Annotated in this window: 26 protein-coding genes; 15 read left to right on the top strand and 11 right to left on the bottom strand. The window is 56.4% G+C overall.

Annotated elements, in window-relative coordinates:
* The first annotated feature begins 113 nt into the window (after positions 1-113).
* A complete protein-coding gene (locus FPV09_RS01195) occupies positions 114-1370 on the top strand; it encodes an amidohydrolase family protein (protein WP_148882069.1) in 1257 nt (418 codons plus the stop codon).
* On the opposite strand, the gene FPV09_RS01190 is transcribed toward FPV09_RS01195, so the two are convergent.
* Both FPV09_RS01190 and FPV09_RS01185 read right to left on the bottom strand, forming a co-directional pair.
* Positions 1357-1776, bottom strand: coding sequence for an NfeD family protein (locus FPV09_RS01190; RefSeq protein WP_058939107.1), 420 nt, complete (start codon positions 1774-1776; stop codon positions 1357-1359). The genes FPV09_RS01195 and FPV09_RS01190 overlap by 14 nt on opposite strands.
* A gap of 32 nt (positions 1777-1808) precedes the next feature.
* Positions 1809-2768 (bottom strand): SPFH domain-containing protein, encoded by a 960-nt coding sequence (locus tag FPV09_RS01185; RefSeq protein WP_148882068.1) that lies wholly within the window; start codon positions 2766-2768, stop codon positions 1809-1811.
* 128 nt (positions 2769-2896) lie between these two features.
* On the opposite strand from FPV09_RS01185, the gene FPV09_RS01180 reads away from it, so the two are divergent.
* The 8 genes from FPV09_RS01180 (at position 2897) to ndk (ending at position 9252) form a co-directional block, all read left to right on the top strand.
* Positions 2897-4792 carry a phosphoadenosine phosphosulfate reductase domain-containing protein gene (locus FPV09_RS01180; protein WP_148882067.1) on the top strand — a complete coding sequence of 632 codons (1896 nt, stop codon included), beginning with the start codon at positions 2897-2899 and terminating at the stop codon, positions 4790-4792.
* Positions 4744-5700, top strand: a complete 957-nt coding sequence (locus FPV09_RS01175) for a helix-turn-helix transcriptional regulator (RefSeq protein WP_168194710.1) — start codon at positions 4744-4746, stop codon at positions 5698-5700. The genes FPV09_RS01180 and FPV09_RS01175 overlap by 49 nt, the downstream gene beginning before the upstream one ends.
* Before the next feature lie 45 nt (positions 5701-5745).
* Positions 5746-6336, top strand: coding sequence for an HVO_0476 family zinc finger protein (locus FPV09_RS01170; RefSeq protein WP_148883583.1), 591 nt, complete (start codon positions 5746-5748; stop codon positions 6334-6336).
* Positions 6337-6513: 177 nt separating this feature from the next.
* Positions 6514-6885: a 50S ribosomal protein L7Ae gene (gene rpl7ae / locus FPV09_RS01165; protein ID WP_058939102.1), complete on the top strand. Its 372-nt coding sequence runs from the start codon at positions 6514-6516 to the stop codon at positions 6883-6885.
* A gap of 75 nt (positions 6886-6960) precedes the next feature.
* Positions 6961-7173 (top strand): 30S ribosomal protein S28e, encoded by a 213-nt coding sequence (locus FPV09_RS01160; protein ID WP_014011629.1) that lies wholly within the window; start codon positions 6961-6963, stop codon positions 7171-7173.
* A 5-nt stretch (positions 7174-7178) separates the two neighbouring features.
* Positions 7179-7385 carry a 50S ribosomal protein L24e gene (locus FPV09_RS01155; RefSeq protein ID WP_148882066.1) on the top strand — a complete coding sequence of 69 codons (207 nt, stop codon included), beginning with the start codon at positions 7179-7181 and terminating at the stop codon, positions 7383-7385.
* 107 nt (positions 7386-7492) lie between these two features.
* Complete coding sequence (locus FPV09_RS01150) at positions 7493-8677, top strand: V4R domain-containing protein (protein WP_246112280.1); 1185 nt, start codon at positions 7493-7495, stop codon at positions 8675-8677.
* 50 nt (positions 8678-8727) lie between these two features.
* Positions 8728-9252 carry a nucleoside-diphosphate kinase gene (gene ndk, locus FPV09_RS01145; protein ID WP_148882065.1) on the top strand — a complete coding sequence of 175 codons (525 nt, stop codon included), beginning with the start codon at positions 8728-8730 and terminating at the stop codon, positions 9250-9252.
* On the opposite strand, the gene FPV09_RS01140 is transcribed toward ndk, so the two are convergent.
* Positions 9249-9899 (bottom strand): hypothetical protein, encoded by a 651-nt coding sequence (locus tag FPV09_RS01140; RefSeq protein WP_148882064.1) that lies wholly within the window; start codon positions 9897-9899, stop codon positions 9249-9251. The genes ndk and FPV09_RS01140 overlap by 4 nt on opposite strands.
* Positions 9900-9906: 7 nt before the next feature.
* Positions 9907-10068: a hypothetical protein gene (locus FPV09_RS11900; RefSeq protein WP_168194709.1), complete on the bottom strand. Its 162-nt coding sequence runs from the start codon at positions 10066-10068 to the stop codon at positions 9907-9909.
* A 93-nt stretch (positions 10069-10161) separates the two neighbouring features.
* Here FPV09_RS11900 and infB point away from each other — a divergent pair, with 93 nt between their 5' ends.
* Positions 10162-13587, top strand: coding sequence for an intein-containing translation initiation factor aIF-2 (gene infB / locus FPV09_RS01135; protein ID WP_148882063.1), 3426 nt, complete (start codon positions 10162-10164; stop codon positions 13585-13587).
* Positions 13588-13682: 95 nt separating this feature from the next.
* On the opposite strand, the gene FPV09_RS01130 is transcribed toward infB, so the two are convergent.
* Positions 13683-15068: a dolichyl-phosphate-mannose--protein mannosyltransferase gene (locus FPV09_RS01130; RefSeq protein ID WP_148882062.1), complete on the bottom strand. Its 1386-nt coding sequence runs from the start codon at positions 15066-15068 to the stop codon at positions 13683-13685.
* A 61-nt stretch (positions 15069-15129) separates the two neighbouring features.
* On the opposite strand from FPV09_RS01130, the gene FPV09_RS01125 reads away from it, so the two are divergent.
* The gene (locus tag FPV09_RS01125; protein WP_148882061.1) at positions 15130-16281 is read left to right on the top strand and encodes a methyltransferase domain-containing protein; all 1152 of its coding nucleotides are present in this window, start codon (positions 15130-15132) and stop codon (positions 16279-16281) included.
* On the opposite strand, the gene FPV09_RS01120 is transcribed toward FPV09_RS01125, so the two are convergent.
* Complete coding sequence (locus tag FPV09_RS01120) at positions 16276-16479, bottom strand: PCNA-inhibitor (RefSeq protein WP_148882060.1); 204 nt, start codon at positions 16477-16479, stop codon at positions 16276-16278. The two genes, FPV09_RS01125 and FPV09_RS01120, sit on opposite strands and share 6 nt — an antisense overlap.
* Before the next feature lie 160 nt (positions 16480-16639).
* Here FPV09_RS01120 and glmS point away from each other — a divergent pair, with 160 nt between their 5' ends.
* Positions 16640-18448, top strand: a complete 1809-nt coding sequence (gene glmS / locus FPV09_RS01115; protein WP_148882059.1) for a glutamine--fructose-6-phosphate transaminase (isomerizing) — start codon at positions 16640-16642, stop codon at positions 18446-18448.
* Positions 18449-18458: 10 nt separating this feature from the next.
* Positions 18459-21323 (top strand): STT3 domain-containing protein, encoded by a 2865-nt coding sequence (locus tag FPV09_RS01110; protein WP_148882058.1) that lies wholly within the window; start codon positions 18459-18461, stop codon positions 21321-21323.
* Positions 21324-21329: 6 nt separating this feature from the next.
* On the opposite strand, the gene FPV09_RS01105 is transcribed toward FPV09_RS01110, so the two are convergent.
* Genes FPV09_RS01105 through FPV09_RS01090 form a run of 4 tightly spaced genes read right to left on the bottom strand, consistent with a single transcriptional unit; the run spans position 21330 to position 22966 of the window.
* Positions 21330-21734: a ParB/RepB/Spo0J family partition protein gene (locus FPV09_RS01105; RefSeq protein ID WP_210411142.1), complete on the bottom strand. Its 405-nt coding sequence runs from the start codon at positions 21732-21734 to the stop codon at positions 21330-21332.
* Entirely contained in the window at positions 21731-22402 is a 672-nt protein-coding gene (locus FPV09_RS01100; RefSeq protein WP_148882056.1) for a class I SAM-dependent methyltransferase, read from the bottom strand. Before FPV09_RS01100 ends, FPV09_RS01105 begins: the two co-directional genes overlap by 4 nt.
* A complete protein-coding gene (locus tag FPV09_RS01095; protein WP_148882055.1) occupies positions 22403-22684 on the bottom strand; it encodes an MTH1187 family thiamine-binding protein in 282 nt (93 codons plus the stop codon). It abuts the gene before it with no gap.
* Positions 22685-22966, bottom strand: coding sequence for a MoaD/ThiS family protein (locus FPV09_RS01090; RefSeq protein ID WP_148882054.1), 282 nt, complete (start codon positions 22964-22966; stop codon positions 22685-22687).
* Between the two features lie 62 nt (positions 22967-23028).
* Between FPV09_RS01090 and FPV09_RS01085 the strand changes: the two genes are divergently transcribed.
* Complete coding sequence (locus tag FPV09_RS01085; RefSeq protein ID WP_148882053.1) at positions 23029-23778, top strand: hypothetical protein; 750 nt, start codon at positions 23029-23031, stop codon at positions 23776-23778.
* Here the strand turns inward: FPV09_RS01085 and FPV09_RS01080 are convergent.
* Positions 23741-24415 (bottom strand): adenylate kinase, encoded by a 675-nt coding sequence (locus FPV09_RS01080; RefSeq protein WP_148883581.1) that lies wholly within the window; start codon positions 24413-24415, stop codon positions 23741-23743. The two genes, FPV09_RS01085 and FPV09_RS01080, sit on opposite strands and share 38 nt — an antisense overlap.
* Positions 24416-24526: 111 nt before the next feature.
* Here FPV09_RS01080 and FPV09_RS01075 point away from each other — a divergent pair, with 111 nt between their 5' ends.
* Positions 24527-25036 (top strand): hypothetical protein, encoded by a 510-nt coding sequence (locus FPV09_RS01075; protein ID WP_148882052.1) that lies wholly within the window; start codon positions 24527-24529, stop codon positions 25034-25036.
* Position 25037: the final 1 nt, after the last annotated feature.

Below are 25037 nucleotides of genomic sequence, written 5' to 3'. Positions count from 1 at the left end.
AGTGGCATGGGGGATATTCGGGACACTCCCCATTTAAACCCTTTGGGCAACTTTATGTCGATATGTCAAAATATTTAAGTACCTGCGCGTCAGATGTCCAAGAGGGTGATGGGATGTTCGCACTTATAGGAACCGCCGTTGACTGCGGATCGGCCAGAAAGAACATCGCGGTCATAGTGGAAAATGGGTTCATTCGGGACGTCATCCCCCGGGAAAGGGTCGGTGAATACGCCGTTGATGAAGTTTACGGGGGAGACGGTTACATCATCCTGCCTGGCCTGGTCAACGCCCACACCCACACCGCCATGTCGAAGTTCCGGGGCCTCGGTGAGGACGTGCCTATAGAAAGGTGGCTCAGCGACGTCATATGGCCCGCGGAGCTGGAGTGGGAGCCCGGGGACGTTCGCCGCTGGGCGCTCCTCGGAATGGCTGAGGCGCTGGCCAACGGTTCGACGACGATAAACGACCACTACTTCTTCGCCGACGAAATAGCGAAGGCCGCCCAGGAAGTTGGAATAAGGGCCTTCATCGGCCAGACCGTTATGGATACGATTGACTTCCCTATAGCCGCGCCCGAGGAGGGCTTCAGGTTCTTTAAGGACTGGGTGGGGAAGGATGAGCTCGTGACCCCCACTCTCGCACCCCACGCCACCAACACGGTGTCCCTTGAGCTGATGAGCGAGATCGGCGAGTTTGCCCGCGGTAGGAACGCCCTGATTCACGTTCACCTCTCCCAGAGCATGGGGGAGGTGCGGGAGGTCAAACGCCGCTACGGTCTCTCCCCCGTGGAATACCTCGAAAGGGCCGGCGTACTTGGGGACAACCTTATTGGCGTCCACGGCATCTATCTGAGCGATTCAGAGGTTTCCCTCTACGCAAAAAGCGGTGCGGCGCTCGTCCATTGCTCCCTAAGCATGGCAAAGCTTGAGGGAAGGATAGCCCCGATAATAGAACTCTTTGAGAGGGGAACGAACATCGCCCTCGGAAACGACTCCCCTAATCCAGTGGGCCTGATGGACATGTTCACGGAGATGCGCTTCGCGGCGGTTCTGAACAAGGTCTGGAGGAGAAGAACTGACGTCGCCTCTGCGAGGGAAGTTTTCCGCTGGGCTACGGTCGGGGGTGCAAAGGCTCTCGGGCTGAAGGCGGGCCTCATAAAGCCCGGCTATCTCGCGGATCTAGTCCTGATAAACGCCAGAAAGGCCCAGTTCCTTCCCGGGGAGAACCCACACTCCCATGTGGTTTACTCGGCCCGGGGAAGCGATGTCGAGCTGGTCATGGTGAACGGAGAGATCGTTTACAGAAACGGCCTGTTCACGAAACTTGGAAAAAGGATGGAGGAGCTGTGGGCGGAGTTCAGACCTTCCTGACCATGAGCTTGACGCCGTCCACATTGACGACTTCAACGGTGTCGCCGATTCCGGGCTTTTCGTCCCCCTCGGCCAGCGCTATCCACCTGTCTCCCTCAAGCTCGACGATGTAGTGGTCCTTTCCTATTTCAACCACCTTCCCGCGCTTGCCCTTCAGCTCGAAGGTGTACTTGCCCTTTCCGGCATCCTGGACATCATTTCTTACGTAGCGGCCAACGATTATGTACGAGATTACCGCCGCTATGAGGGCCGCGACGAAGCTCTCCGTGAAGCTCACCCCGAACCCCATCAGGAGCCCCATGACGACCATCGCTATTCCGATCGGGGTTATGAACGCGGTAACCATCATGTCCAGGGCTATCACGAGGAGGCCGAGGATAAGAAGGGAAATTGGGAGCGCTTCCATGCTCACCACCATCAAAAATTAAGAAAAGGCCTTTAAGCCTTTTCCGAATTCAAATCTGAGCCACCTTCACCCGGCTCGGAGGGGGTCACTTCCTTCCCGCCATCGCCGCTGGAAGGTTTGGGCGTCTCGGGCATCGGGATGTCCTTCACCTTCTGGAGTATCCTCAGCAGTCCGATTAGGGACTCGGTGTCGTAGGGCACGATCAGGTTGCCCTGCCTTCCGAGCTCGGGGAGCTTCTCGATGTACTGGAGGGCGAGGTACTTCTCGTCGGCCATCGAGAGTGCCTCGAGAACCTTCCGTATTGCCTCGGCCTGACCCTCGGCGACGAGTATCTGCCTCTGCTTCTCACCCTCGGCCTGGAGTATGGCTGCCTGCTTTTCACCCTCGGCTTTCTTTATCTTGCTCTCCCTTTCGCCCTCCGCGAGGAGTATCATGGCCCTCTTCTCACGCTCCGCAGTCATCTGCTTGGCCATCGCGTCCTGAATGTCCTTTGGCGGGTCTATGCGCTGTATCTCAACGCGGGTTATCTTGACACCCCAGCGGTCGGTTATCTTGTCAAGCTCCTCGCGCAGCTTGGCGTTGATTATGTCCCTTCCGGAGAGCGTCTCGTCGAGCTCCATCTCACCGATGATGGCACGGAGGTTGGTCTGGGCGAGCTTGATGATGGCCATCAGGAAGTTGCTGACGTTGTAAACGACCTTGACGGGGTCGAGTATCTGGTAGTAAACGACGGCATCGACGGTGACGACGACGTTGTCCTTACAGATGACCTCCTGCGGCGGCACATCAACGACGTGCTCGCGCATGTCCACGACCTTGACGCGCTCCATGAAGGGTATTATGAAGTGTATTCCCGGCTCCAGGATTCTGTTGAACTTTCCGAGCCTCTCGACGAGGCCCTTCTGGTACGGACGGATCACCTTCACGCTCAGCAGAAGCATTATCAAAAGGAACACTCCGATTATGATAAGCGCTGCTCCGGCAAATGGCATTACTATCGCCTCCGGTTAGTGTTCATAAGCCCTGAAGTGAAACCATTTAAAAAACTTTGGGGAGGGAGCGGCTGCATCCCAGTCGCATTTATAAACCCCCGCTCCCTTCTCGCCTCAGGTGAGAGAAAATGGGAAGGCCGGTCTTCCTCGGTAAGGCTTACATAAACTGGTGTGAGAAGTGCAACGTCCCGCTCATCGGAGATAGCTGTGCCGTCCACGGAAAGGAGAGCGTTTTCCGCCTTAACATCACTCCCCCGGGCGATTTGAGGTTCGCCTTTGAAAAGGACATCGAATTCATACGCTCGGTCTTCAGGGAGCACTACGGCGTCGACCTCGGCGAGCTGTTCGAGGGGAAGGTGGTGCTCCTCAACAAGACGCCCGGGGAGGATGACACCTACGAGGTAATACTCGATGGCTACGTCTTCGGCTGGATACGCTTCGACCCGCTGGAACTGAAGTGGACGCCCGGCCTGAAGGTCGAGGGGGCAATGGCGCTGTGGAAGCGCTTTGGGAAGTCAATGAGGAAGTGGATAATCGTCGATGAAGGCGCCATAGCACCTATCCTCAGCGGTTCCAACCTCCTGCCCGTCGGGATAATCGAGGCGGAGCAGAGCATAAGGCGGAACGACGACGTAATCCTCGTCTCCGAGAGCGGTGAGGTCATCGCAACCGGCATAGCGAAGAAGGACTACGAATCCCTGGCCAGCAAGGAGCGCGGAACCGGCGTTAAGGTCAGGCGGCAGAAGGCCATAAACTACCGCGAGGGAAGGAAGGCCACGATGGAAGATGTGCTGAGGGCCAACTCCATCGAGCTTGAGCGGAAGGTGATGGAAGCAAGGCGCTTCATGAGGAAGGTTGCCGCTAAGTACTCCGACCTCCCGATAGCGGTTGCCTTCTCGGGAGGGAAGGACAGCCTGGCGGTTCTCGGCCTGGCTCTGGAGGAGTTCGGCGACGAGGGCTTCACCATCTTCTTCAACAACACCGGCATAGAGTTCCCGGAAACGCTCGAATACGTCGAGGAGCTGAGGAGGGAGCTTGAGCCAAAGGGGATTAAGTTCATAGTTGCCGATGCCGGCGACGCCTTCTGGCGCGCCCTTCACGTCTTTTCCCCACCGGGCAGGGACTACCGCTGGTGCTGTAAGGTAACGAAGCTCGGCCCGATAACCATGGCGATAAAGGAGAACTACCCGAAGGGCGTTCTCATGTTCGTCGGCCAGAGGAAGTATGAGAGCATAAAGAGGTTTAAGCAACCTCGCGTCTGGAAGAACCCCTGGGTGCCGAACGAGACAGGGGCATCGCCGATATTCCACTGGCGCGCGCTGGAGGTCTGGCTCTACATCTTCAGCAGGAACCTCAAGTACAATCCGCTCTACGAGGACAGGCTCGACAGGATAGGCTGTTTCCTCTGCCCGAGCGCATCCCTGGCGGAAATCTACACCCTCAAGGAGGAGAAGCCCGAACTCTGGGCCAGGTGGGAGAACGAGCTCAAACGCTGGGGGAAGCGCTTTGGAATGCCCGACGAGTGGATAACCTACGGCTTCTGGCGGTGGAAGAAGCTCAGCAGGGGCGAGAAGGCGATAGCGAGGGAGCTGGGCGTGGATGTTCCGGAGGAGCGCTCCTGGGAGCCCGTGAAGTATTCGATGGTGGAGAACGATGACGGCACCTTCACGGTTCGCTTCAACACCGTCGTGAACCTGAGGAGGATTAAAGAGGTCGCCCCGATCCTTGGAGAGGTCGAGGAGGGCGAAAACTACATAAGAGCGGGGGAGGTTATCTTTAGGGAGGACGGCGCATACACCGGAGACTTCGACGAGGGAGTCCAGGCATACTACCTCATAAAGAGGGCCTACGAGTGCGTCGGCTGCGGCGTCTGCGTCGGTAAGTGTCCGGAAGGGGCGCTCAGCATCGACCCGAGGAGCAGAAAGATCGTCGTGAACGGTGAGCTCTGCACCCACTGCAGGGAGTGTATGGACGTATGCCCTCTGCTGAAAATCAAAAACCCCGCGGAAGGAAGCCAGCTTTAATTGGGTTAGTCTCCATTCTCCTCTTCCTCTCTTTCGCGCTCCACGGTGTGGGCGCACAGGAATACGACTACGAGATAAACGCCTACGCAGTCTATTTCGACGTGGTTACTCCCAGCCAGGTGGAGGAGACGGTTGAGATCGATTTAACTTCCCATACAAACCTCAGCCAGTACGTTATCTACACGGACTACCCCGTGGAGGATCCGCGGGCCGTTCTAGACCTTCAGAGCGGCGTGAAACCGGTAAACGTGACGGTCAGGGAGGTTCTGGGGGGAACGAACGCGATCTACATGTACTTCCCAACCCTCGGTCCAGGCGAGAGCGCGAGGATACGGCTGACTTTCACGACCAGAGGCATGATAACCGAGGACGAAGGGAAGAAGCAGTTCACTTACTACATACGCTTCAGCCAGCCGGTGGGCCTCTTCCACATGCAGCTGGTCGTTCCCAGGGGCTACGCGGTACTCTCCCCGATAATTCCATCGCCGGACAGGGTCGAGAGCTCCACAAGCCGGCTCCTGCTTGAGTGGACGCGCCGCGACCTCCGCGCCGGCGACGAGTTCTACTTCATAGTGGGATTCTCAGGCGAGATAACGACCCCCTCCCAGCCATCCCCGCTCCTCTATGTGGGAACCTTCCTGGCGGGCCTCCTCATCGGCGGCGGCTCCGTTTACGGCTACATCCTCTACCGCGAGAGGAAGCGCGAGGAGGAGAAGATCCACCTGAGGAGCGACGAGGAGAAGATACTCGCCCTGCTGAGGGGGGGCCCGGTTCTCCAGAGCGAACTCGCCGATAAGCTCGGCGTTTCGAAGGCGAAGGTCAGCATAATCCTCCGCGAGATGGAGGAGAAGGGGCTCATCACCCGCATGAAGGAGGGAAGAACCTACAGGGTCTTCCTGAAGGAGTGAGTACCTTTATAAACGCCTCCCCTCTTCTTCCCACTGGTGAGAGACATGGAGGAGTATTTCATCTGTCCAGAGTGCGGTAGCGATGACGTTGAGGTCATCAAGGAGAGGGGAAGGGAGCTCACCCTTCGCTGCAACGAGTGCGGCAACGTGTGGATCATCACGCTTCCAAAGCTCATCAAGGTTCCGCTGATAGTCAGCAAGCACGAGAGGAGTTTCAGAACCTCCGTCGAACTGCCGGAGGGCGAGGAAATACGGGTGGGCGACATAGTTGAGACCGAAGACGATGAGGTCAGGATAACCGGCATAGAGCTTGAGGGAGACAGGCGCGTGGAAAGGGCCGAGATAGGCGAGATAAGAACCCTCTGGGGCGAGAGCTTAACCTACCCGAAGGTCATCAAGGTCTCCATCTATCTGCCGAAGGGCGTAACCCAGGCCTTCAAGGTCAAAGTCGGCAGGGACGAGGAGTTCGTCGTCGGCGAGGTTCTAGAGGTCGGCGGCTACACCTTCCGGATCGAGAAGATAAAGACCGAGACCAAGATGCTCCGCCACGGTGGGGCGAGGGCAGACAAAATCGTCTCTATTATGGGCCACTCGATTCTCCGTGCCCGCGCCAGGAGGAGCCTGGAGATATACTAGGGCTACGGCAGGGAGTCCCGGTGAGAACACCGGAGATGATGAGGTTTTCTTTCCTTTTCTGACCCCTTCGGGGAATGAAGAGCTTGGCCGCTGCTGATATCGAAATCCTTTTAAAGCCTCCCCCAGAATCGAGCATGCACAACTCGATGAACGATGAGGATTCCGGAGGGATGAAAAATGGCTAAGCCAAGCTACGTCAAGTTTGAGGTTCCGGCTGAGCTTGCTGAGAAAGCTCTTGAGGCCGTCGAGCTCGCTCGCGACACCGGAAGGATTAGGAAGGGTACCAACGAGACGACCAAGGCCGTTGAGAGGGGCCAGGCCAAGCTCGTTGTCATCGCTGAGGACGTTGACCCCGAGGAGATTGTTGCCCACCTCCCGCCGCTGTGCGAGGAGAAGGAGATTCCGTACATTTACGTTCCGAGCAAGAAGGAGCTCGGCGCCGCTGCCGGGCTTGAGGTCCCGTCGGCCAGCATAGCCATCGTTGAGCCCGGCAAGGGCCGCGAGCTCGTTGAGGACATCGCTATGAAGGTCAGGGAGCTCATGAAGTGAGCTCCTTTTCCCTTCATTCACGGAAAGATTTAAGTTCATCCGTGCGAGGGATTTTTAGGTTAAGGGGTGTGAGAAATGAGCGACGAAGGATACCCGGCTGAGGTTATTGAGATAGTCGCCAGGGCCGGCGTCACCGGTGGCGTTACTCAGGTCAAGGTTAGGGTTCTTGAGGGCCGCGACAAGGGCCGCGTCATCAGGAGAAACATCAAGGGCCCGGTCCGCGTCGGCGACATAGTCATCCTCAGGGAGACCGAGCGTGAAGCCAGGGAGATCAGGACCAGGAGGTAATCGCGATGGCCAGGTGGAACGTCTGCTCCTACTGCGGAAAGGAGTTCGAGCCGGGAACCGGCAAGATGTACGTCAGAAACGACGGCAGAGTCCTGTTCTTCTGCTCCAGCAAGTGCGAGAAGTACTACTTCATGGGCAGGAACCCGAGGAAGCTCAAGTGGACCAAGGCCTTCGAGGAGGCCCGCCTTCAGAGGGCCAAGAGAAAGAAGTGATTTCTTTCTTTTCTCCCATATGTTTGCCGACTCCCGTTCTAATAACTTACCTTGAATATTCGCAATTGTTATAAATCCTTCAATACACTTTAACCCGGGGGAATCCTATGATTCCGCTGGGAATGAAGCGCCTGGATGAGGTACTGGGTGGGGGCATTGAAGAGGGATCCAGCCTCGCGTTTGTAGGTTCAATCTGTCGAGACAACATTGTCCTAATGCATCAGCTTGTTTTCAACCTTCTGAAGGCAGGATACAGGGTTTTGATTGTGGAGTTCCGGCAGTCCCCAGACATGCTCAGAAAAGAGCTCCTTCACTATAACATCGACTACTCAGGTTTTGTGGAGAACGGTCAGCTGCGGATCTTCGATGGTTTTTCAAACCTCTACGGGGTTGAGAGAATCCAGGGGGCCAACGTGCTCTCCAATCCTCTCGACCTCGGAATAACGTCCGCGGTGATAAGGGACACAATGTCCGGAGGGGGGTTTGATTTCCTCGTTATAGACGACCTAAACGTTCTTTACACCCTCCAGTCCAACTCAAAGGCGTACCTCAGGGCAATCGTGAGGCTGGTGAACTCAATAAAGAGAAAGGGGTTCCAAACCTTCGCGGCTTTTTCCGAGGACGTGTTTGAGAGAAGTGATTTAACGGCAGGTTTAATGCCCTTTGATTATGTATTTGAGGTCAAGGACGGATACATAACCCTGCGTCGCTCTCTCCAGCCCCTCAAGGTGCCTTCCCCCAGGATGCCGTATGTCAAGACGGAACTCGGTGTTGAGGATATCCTGGAGAGGCATACCACCCTTGAATCCATAAAAAGGGATCTCTGGCTCGACGAAATGGGTAACCTGTGGCTGGGTGATACTAGGGTTCAGCTCATAAACGAGGACAGCGAGGCATCATTGGTTGAGTTCGTTTACGAATACCTCGGCCCGGAGGACGGAAAACGCTTCCTTTACCTGTGGGGAAGGAAGGAGTTCATAGGTATCGGCAGGGCAGCAAGGAATCAGTACGACAACCTTCGTGATGCTTTGCTGTCCGTTAAATTTGCAACTGAATCCAGCGGAGGCGGAAGGATCGAGATAGTGGAGGTTCAGGAGGATTTCGTCGTTCTCAGAGGCAGAAACCTGTTCCCATCCAGGAAGGGTTACTCATACCAGTTCCACATTAACTACGCGGGCGAACTTTCCCAGTTTTTGACAGAGTTCACGGGTGAGCAGTGGGAGGGAGAAGAGGTCAAATGTCAGTCAATAGGCTCCGAATATTGCGAATTCGTGTTCAGACGCAAAAAGTGAATCCAAAAACCTATTAACACTATTCCATTGTATTCATTGAGGTGTTGTCAATGGCTGAGAAGAAGATAGAAAGAACACTCGTTATACTCAAGCCCGACGCAGTCGTCCGCGGGCTGATGGGCGAAATAATCTCCCGCTTTGAAAAGAGGGGGCTTAAAATCGTCGGGATGAAGATGATATGGATCGACCGCGAGCTGGCTGAGAAGCACTACGAGGAGCACAAAGGGAAACCCTTCTTTGAGCCGCTCGTTGACTACGTCACTAAGGCCCCGAGCGTTGTAATGGTCGTGGAGGGACGCTACGCTATAAGCGTCGTCAGGAAGATGGCCGGCGCCACGGACCCCAAGGACGCCGAGCCCGGAAGCATAAGGGGCGACTACGGCCTCGACGTTGGAGACGCCATCTACAACGTTGTCCACGCCTCAGACAGCCCTGAGAGCGCCGAGAGGGAGATAAACCTCTACTTCAAGCCGGATGAGCTCTACAGATACTGCAAAGCCGCAGACTGGTTCTATCACACGCACGCCAGGGCAAAGAGGGAGTACCTCGACAGCATGGACTGCCTTGAGCGTTAAACTGCCACATCAATCTTCCTCTTTCTTTTCCTGAGGAACTCCCTGTACTCCCTTGCGACTTCGGGGCACGGCGTGGGGTGCCCTTTTGTAACAAACGCGGCCCCAATGAGCGTGGAGAGATAAGCCGTTGTCAGGCCGACTATAACGGTGAGGTCTCCGGGAGGCAGCAACACTGCTAGAAGGGGCAACAGGGAAACTAGAAGCCCCGTGGCTTTTCTTAAGCTCGAGGGCTTTCCGGCGCGCTTCATGCACTCCACGAGCTCCCTGGCTCTTGGGAACTCCTTCAGCGTCCTACCGCCTATGAGGACGGTATCCCTGATGAGGGTGCCCATAAGGCTGTCTTCGTCGGTCATGCAATCCCCTATCTCCTGTGGGCACGGCTTCACATTTAGTCCTCTGAGCGGGTTTTTCAGGGATAGCACCACCACAATGCCTATCAGCACAATTCCGATTGCCAGAAATCCGGACCAGAACTGGGACGCCAGAGCAACCCCGAGGGAGATGTAGGGCAGTGTGATAAAGCTGATCTGGATGAAGTCGTCGATTCTCAGTCCTTTTCTTGTCCTGAACTCCACATACGCCAGCGCCACGATTAGCCCCAGGAATGTTTCGGTTCCCGCTATGAATTCTGGAGAAAATCCATCCATTGAGACATTAAGGCCGGCGAAGAGCCCCGAGCTCGTGAAGGGCGATGGCATAGGTTACGAGTGGAACTCCTATGATGGCGATGAGAACCTCGCTGGCCTTTCCGAGGAGCTTCCCTAGAATAAGGGCTGTTGGAATTCCTATAACCACTCCCATTACGAGCGCTATCATGCAACCACCGCTGGACTTTACTACGGAGCTTTTTAATTCTTGCCCCGAACCCTTTAAAAACCTACGCCGGATTTAACCCCAGAGGTGAGGAGAATGAGGAGGATAAGACAGCCCATCATAGCGGTTCTCGGTCACGTTGACCACGGCAAGTGCCTGCTTCCGAGTGAGACCGTGGTGGTTCCAGAGCTGGGCAGGATAACCCTCAAAGAGCTCTTCGAGCTCGGTGGGAGGGTCATCGAGAGTGACGAGGAGAAGGAGATAAGGGAGCTCTTCCTCCCGGTGACGTCCGCTGGAGCTAATGCAAGAATATCGGTCGGGACTGGAACCCACGTGTGGCGTCTCAGGCACAGGGGAAGGATGGTGAAGGTTAGGCTCAAGAACTGGCACTCGGTCGGCGTCACGCCGGAGCACCCGTTCCTGACGACAAAGGGGTGGAAGAGGGCAGACCAGCTCAGACCCGGTGATTACGTTGCTGTTCCAAGGTTCCTGCACGCCAACGAGAGCAGGGACATCTTCGTTCGCTTTGTGAGAAAGAAGCTCTCAACGCCGGAGCTGATAGCGAAGCTCAGGGAGGATGCCCTTGAGAAAGTCAAGGAGAAGTTCAGGGAAGAGAAGGAATACAAGGTTCGGTCAAACGTGTTCCGGGCCGAGGATCTTGACGGGCTCTGGGATGCCGTTGAGAGGATAGCGTTCACCCCCAGGATACACCGCTCCGGAAAGCCCCTGCACTACGTAAGGCTACCGGAGACTGACGAGGAATGGAAGGCCATCTTCTACTTCGCCGGCGTTATGTTCGGCGATGGAAGCCAGGACAAGATAGCCAACAACGACGTCGAGGTCTTCGAGAGGCTCAAGGCTGTGGAATCCCTCGGGGTCGAGCTCTTGAGGGTTAGGCGCAGAACGTCCTGGGAGATTGAAATCAGAAACGGTAAGAACGCCCTGATAAGGCTCATCCGCGTTCTCTTTGATTATCCAGAGAGACAGAAGGCCAGGAGCATAACGGCTCCGGATATCCTGTTCATAGCCCCGAGGGAATACGTTGCGGAGTTCCTCCGCGGATACTTTGACGCGGATGGCCACGTTAGCCTCAAGGATGTCAGGATTGAAATAACCAGCGCGTCGCGGGAGTTCCTTGAGGGGCTCTCGCTCGTCCTACTCAGGTTCGGCATAGTCTCAAAGCTTTACCGCTCCGACTACACGACCCTCGTGATTTCCGGAAGGAGGAACCTTGAGGCGTTCAGGAAGCTGATCGACTTCACGGTTAAGGAAAAGGCCGAGCGCCTTGAGAGAGTCGTTGAGAAAAGTAAAAAGAGCGAAACCTATCCAATATTCGAGGAACTCAAACGCCTCAGGCTACTCTTTGGATTCACGAGGACGGAGCTGAACTCGTTCGTTCCGTTCTACTCAAAGTATGAGTCCAGCGAGGCGCCGAGCTACGAGACCCTAATGAGGATTCTCGACGCTATAGAGAGGGGCTCGCCTACGCTCGTCAAGAAGCTTGCTGTGCTTGAGGGAAAAGCCAGGAACCACAACTACCTCCTCGCCCTCGAAAAGGACGGCCTAATAAAGGGCGGAAAACTCACCGACCTCGGAAGGGAGCTCCTTGAGGTCTGGCGCAACAGGGAGTTCGATTCGAGAGATGTTGCCTACGTCCGCAACCTCGCGGAGAACTTCGTGTTCGTCCCAGTTGAGGAAATTGAGGAGTTCGACTACGACGGCTACGTCTACGACCTGACGACCGAGACCCACAACTTCGTCGCCAACGGAATCCTCGTGCACAACACAACTCTCCTTGACAGGATCAGGCGCACAAACGTCGCCGGCAAGGAAGCCGGCGGAATAACCCAGCACATAGGTGCAACCGAGGTACCGATTGAGACGGTCAAGCAGCTTGCCGGCCCGCTCATCAAGCTCTGGAAGGGCGAGATAAAGCTCCCTGGCCTGCTTTTCATCGACACGCCCGGTCACGAGGCCTTCACGAGCCTGCGCGCGAGGGGTGGTAGCCTCGCTGATCTTGCCGTCCTCGTTGTCGATATAAACGAGGGCTTCCAGCCCCAGACGATAGAGAGCATCGAAATCCTCAGGAGGAACAGGACGCCCTTCATCGTCGCCGCCAACAAGATAGATAGGATAAAGGGATGGAAAGTGGAGGAGGACGAGCCGTTCCTCGTGAACATCAAGAAGCAGGATCAGAGGGCCCAGCAAGAGCTTGAAACCAAGCTCTGGGAGCTCATTGGGAAGTTCTACGAGATGGGCTTCCAGGCCAACCGCTTTGACCGCGTCCAGGACTTCACCCGCGAGCTGGCGATAGTCCCGATTTCGGCCAAGTACGGCATAGGCGTTCCGGAACTTCTCGTCCTCATCGCCGGTCTCAGCCAGAAGTACCTCGAGGAGAAGCTCAAGATCGAGGTTGAAGGGCCGGCGCGCGGTACTATACTGGAGATACGCGAGGAAGTCGGCCTGGGAACCACGCTTGACGTCATTATATACGACGGAACCCTCCGCAGGGACGACACCATCGTGGTTGGAGGCAAGGATAAGGCGATAGTTACAAAAATCCGCGCCCTCCTCAAGCCGAAGCCCCTCGACGAGATACGCGACCCGCGCTTCCGCTTCGACCAGGTTGAGGAGGTCGCCGCCGCGGCAGGTATAAAGATAGCCGCCCCTGGGCTTGAGGAGGCTTTAGCCGGCTCGCCGGTTATAGCGGCCCGCTCGGAGGAGGACATTGAAAAGGCCAGGCAGGAGATTCTGAGCCAGATACAGAGCGTCGTCATAAGCACCGGCAAGGTGGGCGTCATAGTCAAGGCCGACACCCTCGGAAGCCTCGAGGCACTCAGCAAGGAGCTTCAGGAGAAGGGAATCCCCATCAGAAAGGCCGACGTAGGGAATATCAGCAAGACCGACGTGATGGAGGCCCTGAGCGTCCGCGAGGAGGAAGAGAAGTACGGCGTTGTTCTGGGTTTCAACGTCAGGGTGAACGAGGACGCTGAAGAGGTCGCCAAGGCAAAGGGCGTCCCGATTTTCGTTGGGAGCATTATATACAAGCTCATCGAGAACTACGAGGAGTGGATCAGGGCGGAGGAGGAGAAGAAGAAGCGCGAACTCCTCAGCAAGGTCACCTTCCCGGGCGTCATCAGGCTCTACCCGGACGAGCGCTACGTTTTCAGGAGGAGCCACCCCGCGATAGTGGGCATCGAAGTCGTGGAGGGCCGCATAAGACCCGGAGTGGCGCTCATCAAGCAGAACGGTCAGAAGGTCGGCGTCATCAAGTCCATCAAGAACAAGAACGACTTCGTCCAGGAGGCCAAGAAGGGCGACGCCGTTGCGATAGCCATCGAGGGTGCGATGGTCGGCAGGCACATCCACCCGGGAGAGACGCTCTACGTTGACCTGAGCAAAAACGACGTCATAATCCTCGCCAAGCAGCTCAAGAACGAGCTGGACGAGACCGACATAAGGGCCCTCAAGATGACGGCGAAGGTGAAGGCTCAGCAGGATCCGTTCTGGAAGGCGGTTTGAGGCATCTTGCATCCCATTTTAATTTTGTATTGAACTGGGGGTTCTATAAAAAGCTAAACCTGCAACTTTCCAGGAGTTTCGACGATGAACGTCCCTCACCTCCCCAGCCTCAGCCTTATCCTGTCCTTTATCTCCAGCAGCCACCCCAGGTAGAGCCACATTGACTCCCTGAAGGCCTCCCAGCGGAGGAGCTCGTTGAGTGCCACGCCCATGACCACCGCCGCAGGGGGAACCAGGGCGGTTGCGTAGAAGCTGAACTGTGTCGTGCCCCCGAGTGCGTACTGGAGGAGGAATACTGCCACGGTGCTCCAGAACACCCCGAAAGATGCCAGGATTCCGGATTTTTTCCTGTAAAGCCATGGGAGGGCAAGGATGAAGAGCACCATCGCCAGGAGGAGGAAAGGATCGGTCTGGGCGAAGATGTCCGGGTTGTAGTGCAGGGCGAAGGCCTTCTTGTTTATGAACCACTCCCAGACGGGAGAGGCGGCGGGATGGCCGCCTTTGTTGGAGAGATGCCATCTGAAGCTTCCGAGGAATTCGTCGAACCACTTCTTCGGTCCGATAGCCGCCATCGCCGGAACGTTCGGCAGGAGGAATCCAACCGCTGGAAGAACCGCTATCGTCACGAGAAAGCTGATGAGGTTCTTCTCCCTTTTGAGGGCCCTCCCAAGAAGGACGGGCCACCCGAAGGCGCCGCTGAGCTTGGTGGAGCCGGCGAGTCCGATGGCAAAGGCCGCAGGGCGGTCCCTGTCGTAGGCCAGGAAAAACACGAACAGGGCGACGAACAGGGCGACGTGGATGTCAAGCATGGCCACCACGGACATCGCCTGGAGGGTGGGGTCTGCGACGATGAAGGCCAGGGCTATGAGGGCCGCCAGATAGCTCCCGCTCACCCGGTAAGTCGCGAGGACGACGAAGAGCTCGATGAGGGCGAAGGCGATGATGCCGGGCATGCGCCAGTTTATCGGCTTATCCTCCAGGAGCATGCCGAGCATTATGAGGTCCTTCCCGAGGAAAGGATGCTCGGTGTTGAGGTAGTTCTGGATGTTGTCCTTGTCGGGATACCAGTAGCCGGGAACCGTATAGTAAGCCCCCTCGGGTATTTCCCTCCGGACTTCTTCAAGGAAGGGCTCGAACTCGTCGGGGGGGAGCTCAAAGTAAACGCCCGGGAACTTGAGGTACTCCCTCTCGTAGGTTGCCCCGTGCCCCATGGCGATTTTCTCCACCCGGTATTGGTATTTTATCCGCATGCTCTGGTTGGAGAAGATGACGTTTACCCCTCGGGAGCCCGTGGTCTCGTTCACGTAGGTCAGATCAACGCCGAGCCTGTGGAGGATGTTCCTGCCCGCGGGGACGTACCAGACCTCATCCCCCACGTAGTCACGAAAAACGGGCTGGGAAGCAAAGTCATACAGGTACCACAGAGAGCCGATGATAGTGACGGCAACTATCAGAATGAAGGCTATCCTTCGCCACTGCATTCTACCACCAGGCAGGAATATCGCGGGCAACGTTTTTAAGCCTCTCCCCTTAGGCGAAAACATGTTCGAAGGGATAAGCGAGGAGAAGGTCAGGGAAGCTGTGGAGCTGATTAAAAAGGGCTACGACGAGAGGAAGCTCCGCGCAAGGCTCGGCAGTGACTGGGAAATCATTGCGGAGATAGCCAGGGCGCGGATCAAGGCGAAGGACAAGTTCTCGCGCGACGACCTCTGGATGGATCTCGAGGGTCTGCGCTACTCAACCCATGAGATAGTCGCGAGATACCGCTCGGAGCGCCTTGAGAAGGCTGGCGTGAGGAGCATAGCAGACGTTTCCTGCGGTATCGGAATCCAGCTTATATTCTACGCCATGAAGGTTGAGAGGGCATACGGGATTGACATAGACCCCGCAAAGGTCGAGTTCGCCAGGAGAAACGCTGAAAAGTACGGTGTCTCGAACATCGAGTTCATCAACGCCGACTCGCTCGCCCCCGAGACGGTCGGGAGGATCGACGCCGAGGTCATCTTCTCAGACCCCGCCAGGCCCCCGGAAATGCCCGAAAGGCGGCTGGAAGACCTCCTGCCCAGCCCGCTGAGAATCTACGAGGCGTACAAATCCAGGGCCGACGCGTTCATCTTCGACCTCCCGCCGCAGATAAGGCGCGAGAGGATACCCTGGAAGGGGGAGTTTGAGTACATAGACCTCTTTGGGGCCCTCAACAGGCTGACCTTCTACACCGAACCCCTCGCCGGGGCGGAGAGGAGCGCGGTTGTTCTTCCTGCAGGAGCAAGGCTGGAGAGCAATCCGGACCTTGAGAACATCCTCGAATGGACAGACAAGCCCGGCGAGTACCTCTACGAGGTCCCGCAGGCCGTTGACTACGCCGATCTGCTGAACGAGCTGTTCCACGTTCTAAACGGGGAGGCCAAAATGCTCCTCCGCGAAAAGAGACGCGTTCTTGCAACGGGCGACGCGCCCCTGAAAAGCCCGTACCTCAAGAGAACCTACGCCGTGGTCGGCGTTGTCCCGTTTCACCCGGTGAGGATAAACGACTTCCTTAGGAAGGAGGGCTTCGGAAGGGCCACGCTCAAGCTCAGCGTCCCCCAGGAGGAGTACTGGCGGGTTAGGAAGAGGATAGAGGCCAACCTGAGCGGGGACAGAAGGGCCTTCGTCTTCAGGGTCGGCGGGAAGGCCGTGGTAGCCGAGGCGCTATAGCTCCTCCACCCGGGCGTTCCTTATTTTCTTCGACCCTATGCGGAGCTGCTTGAAGTAGTCCACGTGTTCCTGCGGAAGAAAAGACTCCAGACTGGTTGATTTCAGCCGCTTCTTTTTTCTCCTCCGCTCCCCGCTATCTCCATCCTCCAGAACCTTCGGGGGAGCCGCCTCAAGGAACTCATCGAGCGTCCTGTTCATCCGGCCACCCTGAGTAGGTAGCCCAACAACTATTAAAGACTTTTTCCCAATTGATGGATGAACCAAAGGGCATATTAATGCCTGAAAAAAGCCCCCCTGAGAAAGGCTTTTAACTCTCGACGGTTTATCGGGGAAGAGAGTAATAAAGCGGGTGGTTGCCGTGTGTGGAATAATAGGCTACATCGGAGATAGGGCCGCATGCGAGGTAATAGTCAAGGGGCTCAAGAGGCTCGAATACAGGGGGTACGATTCCGCCGGCGTTGTAACGGAGGACGGAGGAAAGCTCTTCATAAAGAAGGGGGCCGGCGCCATAGACGAGCTCACCGAAAAGCTCGGCCTCCTTGAGATGCCCGGAAAGCGCGGGATAGGGCACACTCGCTGGGCCACCCACGGCGTTCCAAGCGATGTTAACGCTCACCCCCATACCGACTGCACCGGAAAGATCGCACTCGTCCACAACGGTATAATCGAGAACTTCGCCGAGATTCGCGAGCACCTGCTCTCCAGGGGGCACGCCTTCAAAAGCGATACCGACACCGAGGTTATAGCCCACCTGATAGAGGAGGAGCTTAAGAGTGCCCCCAGCTTCGAAGACGCCATAAGGAATGCCCTCCTGAAACTGAGGGGCTCCTTCGCGCTTGGCATAATCTACGCCGGGGAACCCGACCGGCTCTATTTCGTGAGGAACGAAAGTCCCCTCGTCCTGGGGATAGGAGACGGCGAGAACTTCGCGGCCAGCGACGTGCCGGCCTTCCTTGAGTACACAAACAGGGCCATCTTCCTCGACGACGGTGAGTACGCGGTCATAGGAAAGGACTTCTACGTTATCAAAAAGCTCGCAACCGGCGAGGTCGTTGAAAAGCCAGTCCAGAAGATTGAATGGACGCTGGAAATGGCCGAGAAGTCTGGATATCCACACTTCATGCTCAAGGAGATATACGAACAGCCGAGGGCGATAAAGGACGCAATCCACGGCAACATCGACGCCGTGAAGAGGGCGGCGGAGGAGATAGCCCGCTATGAGAAGATATTCATAATCGCAATGGGCACCTCCTACCACGCGGGTCTCGTGGGCAGGTATCTCTTCCAGAGGCTCGCGAAGAGGGTTCCGATCGTTGAAGACGCAAGCGAGTTCCGCTACGAGTTCGAGGATCTGATAGACGAGGACACCCTCGTGATAGCGATAACCCAGAGCGGGGAAACCGCCGACACTCTCGCGGCGATGAAGCTGGCGAAGAAGCGGGGCGCTAAGGTTCTCGCGATAGTCAACGTCGTCGGCAGCATGGCTACCCGCGTGGCGGACATGACCCTCTACACCCACGCCGGACCGGAGATCGGCGTGGCGGCGACCAAGACCTACACCACCCAGCTCACAGTCCTGACTATGCTCGCCATCGAGCTCGCGAGGGTTCTCGGAACGGCGGATGAGGCGTACCTCTCCTCCCTGGAGGACGGCCTTCAGAGGGTTCCCGACCTCGTGGAGAGCGTCCTTAAGCACGACGCGGCCCTCAGGGAACTCGCCGAGAGTCTCGCGGATAGGAGGGACTTCTTCTACATTGGAAGGGGCATAAACGTGCCAACCGCCCTCGAAGGGGCTCTCAAGCTCAAGGAGATAAGCTACATCCACGCCGAAGGTCTCAGTGCGGGCGAGCTGAAGCACGGCCCGCTGGCCCTCCTCGAAGAGGGCGTCCCGGTCGTCGCGGTGGCCCCGAGCGGGAAGACCTTCGACAAGATGGTGGGCAACGTGGAGGAGTCAAGGGCGAGGGGAGCGTTCATAATCGGCCTGGGGGACAGGGAGGAGCTGAGGCGCGTCTCCAGCGCCTTTATCGAGATGCCCGGTATCGACGAACTGCTAACCCCCATCGTGTACATCATACCGCTCCAGCTCATCGCATATCACCTGGCGGTTTTGAGGGGCAACGACCCCGACAAGCCGAGAAACCTGGCAAAGTCCGTTACCGTTGAATGAGGTGATCCGGATGGTGAAAACAGAAATTAAGGAGAAGCGGAAGAAAAAAGGGGAAAACACTCCCCTCCCCGGATACTATCAAAAGTTCAAAAGTTACGGCCTTCCGCTGATAGCACTCCTGCTCGCGTATCTGGGCTTCAAACTGAGGAACATAACCTCGAACTCCAAGACCTTCCTTGACCCAGATACGTTCTTTCACTACGAGATGTACAAGCAGGCTATAACTGAGTGGATTCCCCAGTATTTCGCCTACGCCGACCCGCCGGCTGGAGTAAAAGCAGGCGGCTACCTCGGTCTCTACACAGTCCAGGCAATATTTTACAAAATCGTATCTATATTCGGCTACGACCAGCTGGGAGCTTTCAAGCTCTGGCCGCCTTTCGTAGGGGCGATGACCATCGTGGCAGTGTACCTCCTTGGAAGGAAGCTCCACTCCAACTGGGCGGGCCTCTGGGCGGCGGCCTTCATGATGTTCTCCTACGCCAACTTCAGCAAGACATACTCCGGCAACAACCGCGGTGAAGGACCGTTCATGATGTTCTTCCTCTATGCAGTGTTCTTCCTGCTGGTCTACCTCGACGAGAGGAAGTGGAACTCGAAGAAAATCCTCTCAGGGATTCTGTTCCTGCTGACGAGCGTTCTCTACATGGCGGTCTGGACCGGAAGCCAGTTCGGTGTCGGAATTCTGCTCCTCTTCGCAGGGCTTACAGTGGTGGTCTTTTTCACCTTCGGAATGATGGACGCCCTTAAAAGGTTCGTCAGGGACTTTTTCCCGCTCTTTGGACTCTCTCTTGTTATTGGACTAGTGTTCTCGTACACCAGGCTAGTGGGCATCAGAAGCTTCCTTGTGTTTGCTATTGAGGGCCTTGTAGCCCTGAGCGCTCTTGTCGCAATAATGATCTACGGCGAGCGGGTAGGCCTCAACTACTCCGACAAGAAGCACCGGTTTGGAACCATCATCGCCATAGCGATCCTTGGGTTCCTAGCGTTCTACGGATACTTTGGCAGGGACCTCCTCAAGTTCCTCGGCGGTGCCACCCAGTCGAATCCACTCTACCAGACCGTTGCCGAGCTCGCGAAAACGGACTGGAAAACCATAGCGGCATACTACAGCGTCAAGAGCAATGACGCCATAATCTTCATACTATCCGCCGTCGGATTCATCACAGTGGCTGCGAGGTTCGTGAGGAAGCTCGTCAAAAACGACCTGACCGGCCACAAGGAGATATTCCTGGTATCCTACTACGCGGGTTCCCTCTACCTTCTCCTGCTCGCGGTTCGCTTCGTGTTCCAGGCTTCGGGAGCCATACTCCTCCTCGCGGGCGTTGCAATCGGCGAGGCGTTCCTCTTCGTGGAGAACATGAAGGAGAGCGCCACGACCAAGGCCCTCTACGCGGTACTTCTGATAATCCTCTTCCTGCCACTGCCCATCATTGGGGCCCAGTACACCGGAAACATCGCCAAAAGCACCGCCAAGGCCCAGGGTTCCGTCCCAGCCGAATGGATGAACACCCTCAACTGGCTGAAGGAGAACAGCCACCCGCTCGACAGCGCCACGAGCTGGTGGGACTACGGCTACTGGATTGAATCAAGCCTCCTCAGCCACAGGCGCGCGGCTACAGACGGCGGTCACGCATACGACAGGCGCTACATAGTCGCGGACTTCTTCTCCCACTACGGCAACGAGAGCGAGCAGGACTTCGAGGCCTGGGAGCTCAACTACATGATAGTCTGGCAGCAGGACATCTACAAGTTCAACGCCATAAGCTACCTCGGCGGGGCGATAAACTACTACGAATACAGCCACATCCCGATGTTCCAGGTCGTGCCAATGCAGTACGTTAAGTACGCCAACGAGAGTGGAAAGACGGTTGTCTACCTTAAGACGGCCGAGGGTGACAAGCAGCCAGCGATGACAGTGGATCTGGCCAGGGGACAGATTATTCAGGGCAGGGGAGACATTCCATATGTTCTCTACCTCTTCGGCAACTATGGCATTCTGGCGTACCACAAGATAGCCTTCAGCAACTTCGTCAGGCTCGCGTTCCATATCCCGTACTCCCTTGAGCCGTGGGATGCTCAGAAGCTCTTCGCCAACTTCAAGTCCGTCCACAACGACGGAGGAGTCTCGACCTACGAGTTCAGGCCGTTCGCTGTGTACAGGATAGACCAGTACGAGAACGGCACATGGAAGACATTCTACAGCACTCTGGGCGGAGGAAAACTCCCGCTCGGAGAGCAGAAGCTCAGACTCTGGATTTCGGCCTTCGGCAGGGACGTCAAGGACGCGGCCCTGGTCTTCGAGGCATACAACGGAACCGAGCTCATCAAGAGGGAGACCCTCGCCGAGGGCCTCAGCATAAACCACCTCAACGAGACCCCCGTGGAGGTCAGCCTCTTTGTCCCGAACGCCACCGACTACCGCTTTGTCATAATCCAGGACGGTCCTGTTGGAGTGCTCAACGGCGAGCCGAGGGTAAACGGGAAGGTCGTCAATCCTACCTACCTCATGGGTGAAGGCCAGAGCGGTCAGCTCGAGCTTAAGGCGGCATTCAGGAAGGACTACAGTGATGTGGAGCTTGCACTCAGGGCGAGCATAGTTTACTACGTCGCCCCCAACGGCAAGGACATCTATCAGGACAAGTTCTATCTAGAACCCCACCAGGACATCATAACCTACGTTCCGGTCAAGGAGCTGAGCGTCAAGTCCGGTGACAACGTGATAACCGCACAGGCCTCGATGCCATCCGACGTTTTCGACCCATACATCGAGAAGCTCTACCAGGAGTACGGAAAGGACAAGGTTGTCATAGTCAAGAAGCGCGTGGAGCCGGTGTTCATAACGAAGAAGGAGTACGTAATCTGGGAGGGCTGAGCCCTCCTAATCCCTGACTATTTTTATCCCTCCTAGGCCCCTAAGTCCGCTCTTCTCCGCGGTCCTCACAACCCCCGGCAGGAACCGAACCTTCGGCCGCAGCACGAGCGCCTCCACCTCTCTGAAGCCCAGCTTCCAGAGGGCAAAGGCCCTGTGGTGGCCGTCGAGGATATAGTAGCGCCCCCCATAGGGTATGACTGTTATCGGGGCATCGTACCCGTGTTTTATCTCCTCCAGCACCACGAGAAGCTTCACCTCACTGAGCTCCGCCTGTGTTGGGACGAGAAGCTCCACGGGCAGGAAAGAATACTCTATCTCAAAATCGATACCGTAGGCCGCCCTGTATTCGTTCATTATGTGCTCCGCGCGTTTAAACGCCTCCTCCCGGGTTATGAGCCGTATCCTCCTCAAACCTTCCTCCCCCTGACCGCCACGAACGCCGCAAGGTTCCTGCATTTCCTGTGGCACTTCCTGTCCGTTCCCTCGGCCAGTCCCGTGAAGGGCCAGAACGAGGGGAAGAATATTACCCCCGCGCTCTCAACTTCCCTGAATCCCGCCCCCAGGAGGAGCTCCTCAAGCTCGCCGGGAGTGTAAAAGCGAGCATAGCGGTAGGCGGTTTCAACGAAGAGGCTCTTAAGCCGTTTGAAGAGGAACCATGCGCTGCGTCCGTTCATGGTGCCGATGACCGCCTCACCCCCCGGCCTCAGGACGCGGTAAATTTCGGAGATGACTTTTTCCGGCTCGTGGATGAACTCGAACATCGTGACGCTCAGAACGAGGTCAAAGCTCCCATCCGGAAACGGCAGGCTGTAGGCGTCTCCTCTGACGCAGTTCAGGCCCTTCGAGCGCGCTACCCTCAGCATCCCCTCGCTGGCGTCGAGGCCGACGACGTCGAAGCCCATTCTTTTGAGCTCCAGGGTGTAGTTCCCAGTCCCGCAGCCGAGGTCGAGGGCCCTTCCCCTTCTGGTCCGCAGCATGGAGAATATCAGCCATTTCTCCGTTCTGTCCACGTAGCGGCCCGTCTTCGTCCGGTACCACCCGTCGTAGCGTTCGGCTATCCTGTCAAAGTACTCGACCATTCAGACGCCCACCTTGCCCTCGATTGTCAGCGGCTTATCAACGCGGTCGTCGATTTTGAGGCTTATCACGACGCGCTTTGCCCCCGCTTCCAGAATCGCCCTGTGGCATCTCTCAACCAGTTCGAGAATCTCATCCACCGGGCCCTCCACTACCGTCCCCATTGGACAGACCCTGTACTTCAGTCCGCTGGAGGCTATAACGTCGATAACCGGACGCAGGTACTCCCCGACGCTGGGACTCTCCGTGCCGAGCGGGAAGAGGCAGAGCTCCGCGACCGCCATTCAACCACCCCCCGCGGGAGGGAATATGTGAACCACATCCTCCTCACTCAGCTCGGTATCGAGGCCCTTGAGGTGAAGAACGTTGTGGCCGTTGACGAGGACCATGCCGTCTATGGGCTTATCCGGGCCGACGCGGGGCGTTCCAAGGAGCTGCTTCTTTATCTCCGGGGTATAATGTTCGGCGAGGTAATCTATGAGCTCGCGGACGGTCCTCACCCCATGAACCTCAACCTCCCGTCTGCCGATTATCTCGCGGAACGTGGCATAGAACATGACCTTCATCTGGGTCACCCGGGGGAGGTTGGACAAAAACCCTTAAAGTGATTTCGCCGTAGAACTATCAAATGACAGTACTAACCGTTGAACCCCCCGAGTACTATCCCGTGGTCGAGAAACTCTTCGCTGGGAACATCAGGGACGCCCTCGAAACCCTAGGCGTGGAGCTCGTGGGTATGAAAGTCGGCGTGAAGCCGGTTGGGAGGGTCATAAAGCTGGCATTCCTCTTCGAAATCCGCAGGCCCGAGACGTTTCTTCCCGGCGAGCTGGACTCGATAATATCGGGCCTCCTTGAGAAGCTAGCCGAGGACGCCACCCGCACGTTTGGGAGGCTGTACGACGCCAGGTTTCAGGTGGCGGGATTCAGAACCATAGAGGCAGCCAGAAAGCCGCGGAAGGAGGAAGTCAGCCTCGTGGTAAGCTGCCCCGACGATATCAGAAGGACGATAGAACGGCTGGGGAAGGGACTTGTAATCTACCTGAAGGACAAGCGGGTTGAATTTTCCACCATCACGTTAACAATGCCCGTGGATGGAAGGCCCAAACTGACGATCACCCTGCTCGTTCCGGAGAAAAAGTCCCCCCACGATAAGGCGGCCCTCGCAAAAGAACTTGAACGCAAATCAACCTCCTACCTCAGGACCCTTAACGCGGGATACATATCCGTGGAGGCCAAGGTTCTGGATCCAGGCGACAAGAAGATAGGGGTAATCATGAAAAAGCTCGACGAGATAGAAAAGGAAGCGGAGGAACTTTCAAGGATGGACGATATAAGGGAGCTTATGAGCGTCCTTGGAAAAGGGACTCCCGAGAGCTGATGTAATCCAGAAGAGGACGTATCCTCTTCCACACCTCCTCGACTCCCCCGTTTCCTTCTATTCTAACGTATATCCCCTTTCCCCGGTAGAATTTTATTATGGGCTCCATGTTTTTCGTGTATATGCTGTATCTGCGCTCAACGATTTCAGGCATGTCATCTTTTCTCTGAACCAGCCGCCCCCCGCAAAGGTCGCATATACCTTCCCGCTTTGGTGGATTGAACCTAACGTGATAGACGGCACCGCAGTTGGAACATATCCTCCTGCCGGAAATCCTTTCGATGCTTGTTTTCAGGTCTATGAATATCTCCATCGCAAGGTCAAGCTTGATGCCGTGATCGTAGAGGTAATTCTCAAGGGTTATCACTTGTTCGGGGGTTCTGGGGTACCCATCGAGGATAAAGTTGCTCCTCTGCCTGCGGAGCTTTGATATTATTAGAGTGTTCACTATCGTGTCGGGTATCAGCTCACCCCTCGACAGGTAGTTGTCCATCTCAACGCCAAGGGCGGTTCTCTTTTCGATCTCCGAGCGGATTATGTCCCCTGAGGAGATATACGTCAGACCGTAGCGCTCGACTATCCGTTTGGCATGGGTGCTCTTTCCACTCCCGGGAGGGCCAAAGAGGAGTATGTTCACGGACACCACCAGTGATTTTCTCTGTACTTTTTCATTGAAATATTTTTTGAGTCGTCCACTCCGATAAATTTAAATTTTTCCCAGTACACAAATACTAACAGGTTGAGTACCATGATAATCGGGAGGTTCCTGAGCCCGAGCTATCACATAAGAGTTCTCAAACTCGACAAGTTCAAACCGGAGGAGATAGTTGATGGGTTCCGCCGGAGGGGCGCCCACGTCTCCGAATTCCCGAGGGACATCGATATCGAACTCGCCATAGAGTCGTTCATGGCCTCGAGCTACGGGGACTACGTTTACGTGCTGAAGTTTCCGAAGGGCCGGCTGTTCCTGGCGAGGCACACCAAACGGCTTCATGAAAAGAAATGGCCAAATTCGGGGCGCTACATCGCCCGCGATGAGAACGGACTTAAGCGCTTCCTTCTGAGGGAGGTCTCAAGGAAATCAATGGTCATTATAGAGGTGCCCCGCATCATCATCTGGGGAGCCGTGTGGTGGCTCGTCTGGAGCTACTTCGAGGAATATCCGCTCGGAACGTTCCTGCTGTTCTTCCTCGGCTTTCTCCTGAACGACCTCTCAAAGGTGCTGGAGTACTTCGTCCTAGGCTACTGCAAGGAATGAG

The organism is Thermococcus aciditolerans, assembly GCF_008152015.1.
Taxonomy (GTDB): Archaea; Methanobacteriota_B; Thermococci; order Thermococcales; family Thermococcaceae; genus Thermococcus; species Thermococcus celericrescens.
This window is presented reverse-complemented; position numbering and strand designations above follow the sequence as displayed.

Bases quoted from the DNA above. Each gene is read 5' to 3' on its own strand.
- ndk (WP_148882065.1), top strand. From the start codon at position 8,728: ATGGCTGAGAAGAAGATAGAAAGAACACTCGTTATACTCAAGCCCGAC.
- FPV09_RS01090 (WP_148882054.1), bottom strand. From the start codon at position 22,966: ATGAAGGTCATGTTCTATGCCACGTTCCGCGAGATAATCGGCAGACGG.
- FPV09_RS01195 (WP_148882069.1), top strand. From the start codon at position 114: ATGTTCGCACTTATAGGAACCGCCGTTGACTGCGGATCGGCCAGAAAG.
- FPV09_RS01180 (WP_148882067.1), top strand. From the start codon at position 2,897: ATGGGAAGGCCGGTCTTCCTCGGTAAGGCTTACATAAACTGGTGTGAG.
- FPV09_RS01075 (WP_148882052.1), top strand. From the start codon at position 24,527: ATGATAATCGGGAGGTTCCTGAGCCCGAGCTATCACATAAGAGTTCTC.
- FPV09_RS01150 (WP_246112280.1), top strand. From the start codon at position 7,493: ATGATTCCGCTGGGAATGAAGCGCCTGGATGAGGTACTGGGTGGGGGC.
- FPV09_RS01185 (WP_148882068.1), bottom strand. From the start codon at position 2,768: ATGCCATTTGCCGGAGCAGCGCTTATCATAATCGGAGTGTTCCTTTTG.
- FPV09_RS01095 (WP_148882055.1), bottom strand. From the start codon at position 22,684: ATGGCGGTCGCGGAGCTCTGCCTCTTCCCGCTCGGCACGGAGAGTCCC.
- rpl7ae (WP_058939102.1), top strand. From the start codon at position 6,514: ATGGCTAAGCCAAGCTACGTCAAGTTTGAGGTTCCGGCTGAGCTTGCT.
- FPV09_RS01110 (WP_148882058.1), top strand. From the start codon at position 18,459: ATGGTGAAAACAGAAATTAAGGAGAAGCGGAAGAAAAAAGGGGAAAAC.
- FPV09_RS01100 (WP_148882056.1), bottom strand. From the start codon at position 22,402: ATGGTCGAGTACTTTGACAGGATAGCCGAACGCTACGACGGGTGGTAC.
- FPV09_RS01175 (WP_168194710.1), top strand. From the start codon at position 4,744: ATGCCCTCTGCTGAAAATCAAAAACCCCGCGGAAGGAAGCCAGCTTTA.
- FPV09_RS01125 (WP_148882061.1), top strand. From the start codon at position 15,130: ATGTTCGAAGGGATAAGCGAGGAGAAGGTCAGGGAAGCTGTGGAGCTG.
- FPV09_RS01160 (WP_014011629.1), top strand. From the start codon at position 6,961: ATGAGCGACGAAGGATACCCGGCTGAGGTTATTGAGATAGTCGCCAGG.
- FPV09_RS01190 (WP_058939107.1), bottom strand. From the start codon at position 1,776: ATGGAAGCGCTCCCAATTTCCCTTCTTATCCTCGGCCTCCTCGTGATA.
- FPV09_RS01130 (WP_148882062.1), bottom strand. From the start codon at position 15,068: ATGCAGTGGCGAAGGATAGCCTTCATTCTGATAGTTGCCGTCACTATC.
- FPV09_RS11900 (WP_168194709.1), bottom strand. From the start codon at position 10,068: ATGATAGCGCTCGTAATGGGAGTGGTTATAGGAATTCCAACAGCCCTT.
- FPV09_RS01085 (WP_148882053.1), top strand. From the start codon at position 23,029: ATGACAGTACTAACCGTTGAACCCCCCGAGTACTATCCCGTGGTCGAG.
- FPV09_RS01120 (WP_148882060.1), bottom strand. From the start codon at position 16,479: ATGAACAGGACGCTCGATGAGTTCCTTGAGGCGGCTCCCCCGAAGGTT.
- FPV09_RS01140 (WP_148882064.1), bottom strand. From the start codon at position 9,899: ATGGATGGATTTTCTCCAGAATTCATAGCGGGAACCGAAACATTCCTG.
- FPV09_RS01155 (WP_148882066.1), top strand. From the start codon at position 7,179: ATGGCCAGGTGGAACGTCTGCTCCTACTGCGGAAAGGAGTTCGAGCCG.
- FPV09_RS01170 (WP_148883583.1), top strand. From the start codon at position 5,746: ATGGAGGAGTATTTCATCTGTCCAGAGTGCGGTAGCGATGACGTTGAG.
- infB (WP_148882063.1), top strand. From the start codon at position 10,162: ATGAGGAGGATAAGACAGCCCATCATAGCGGTTCTCGGTCACGTTGAC.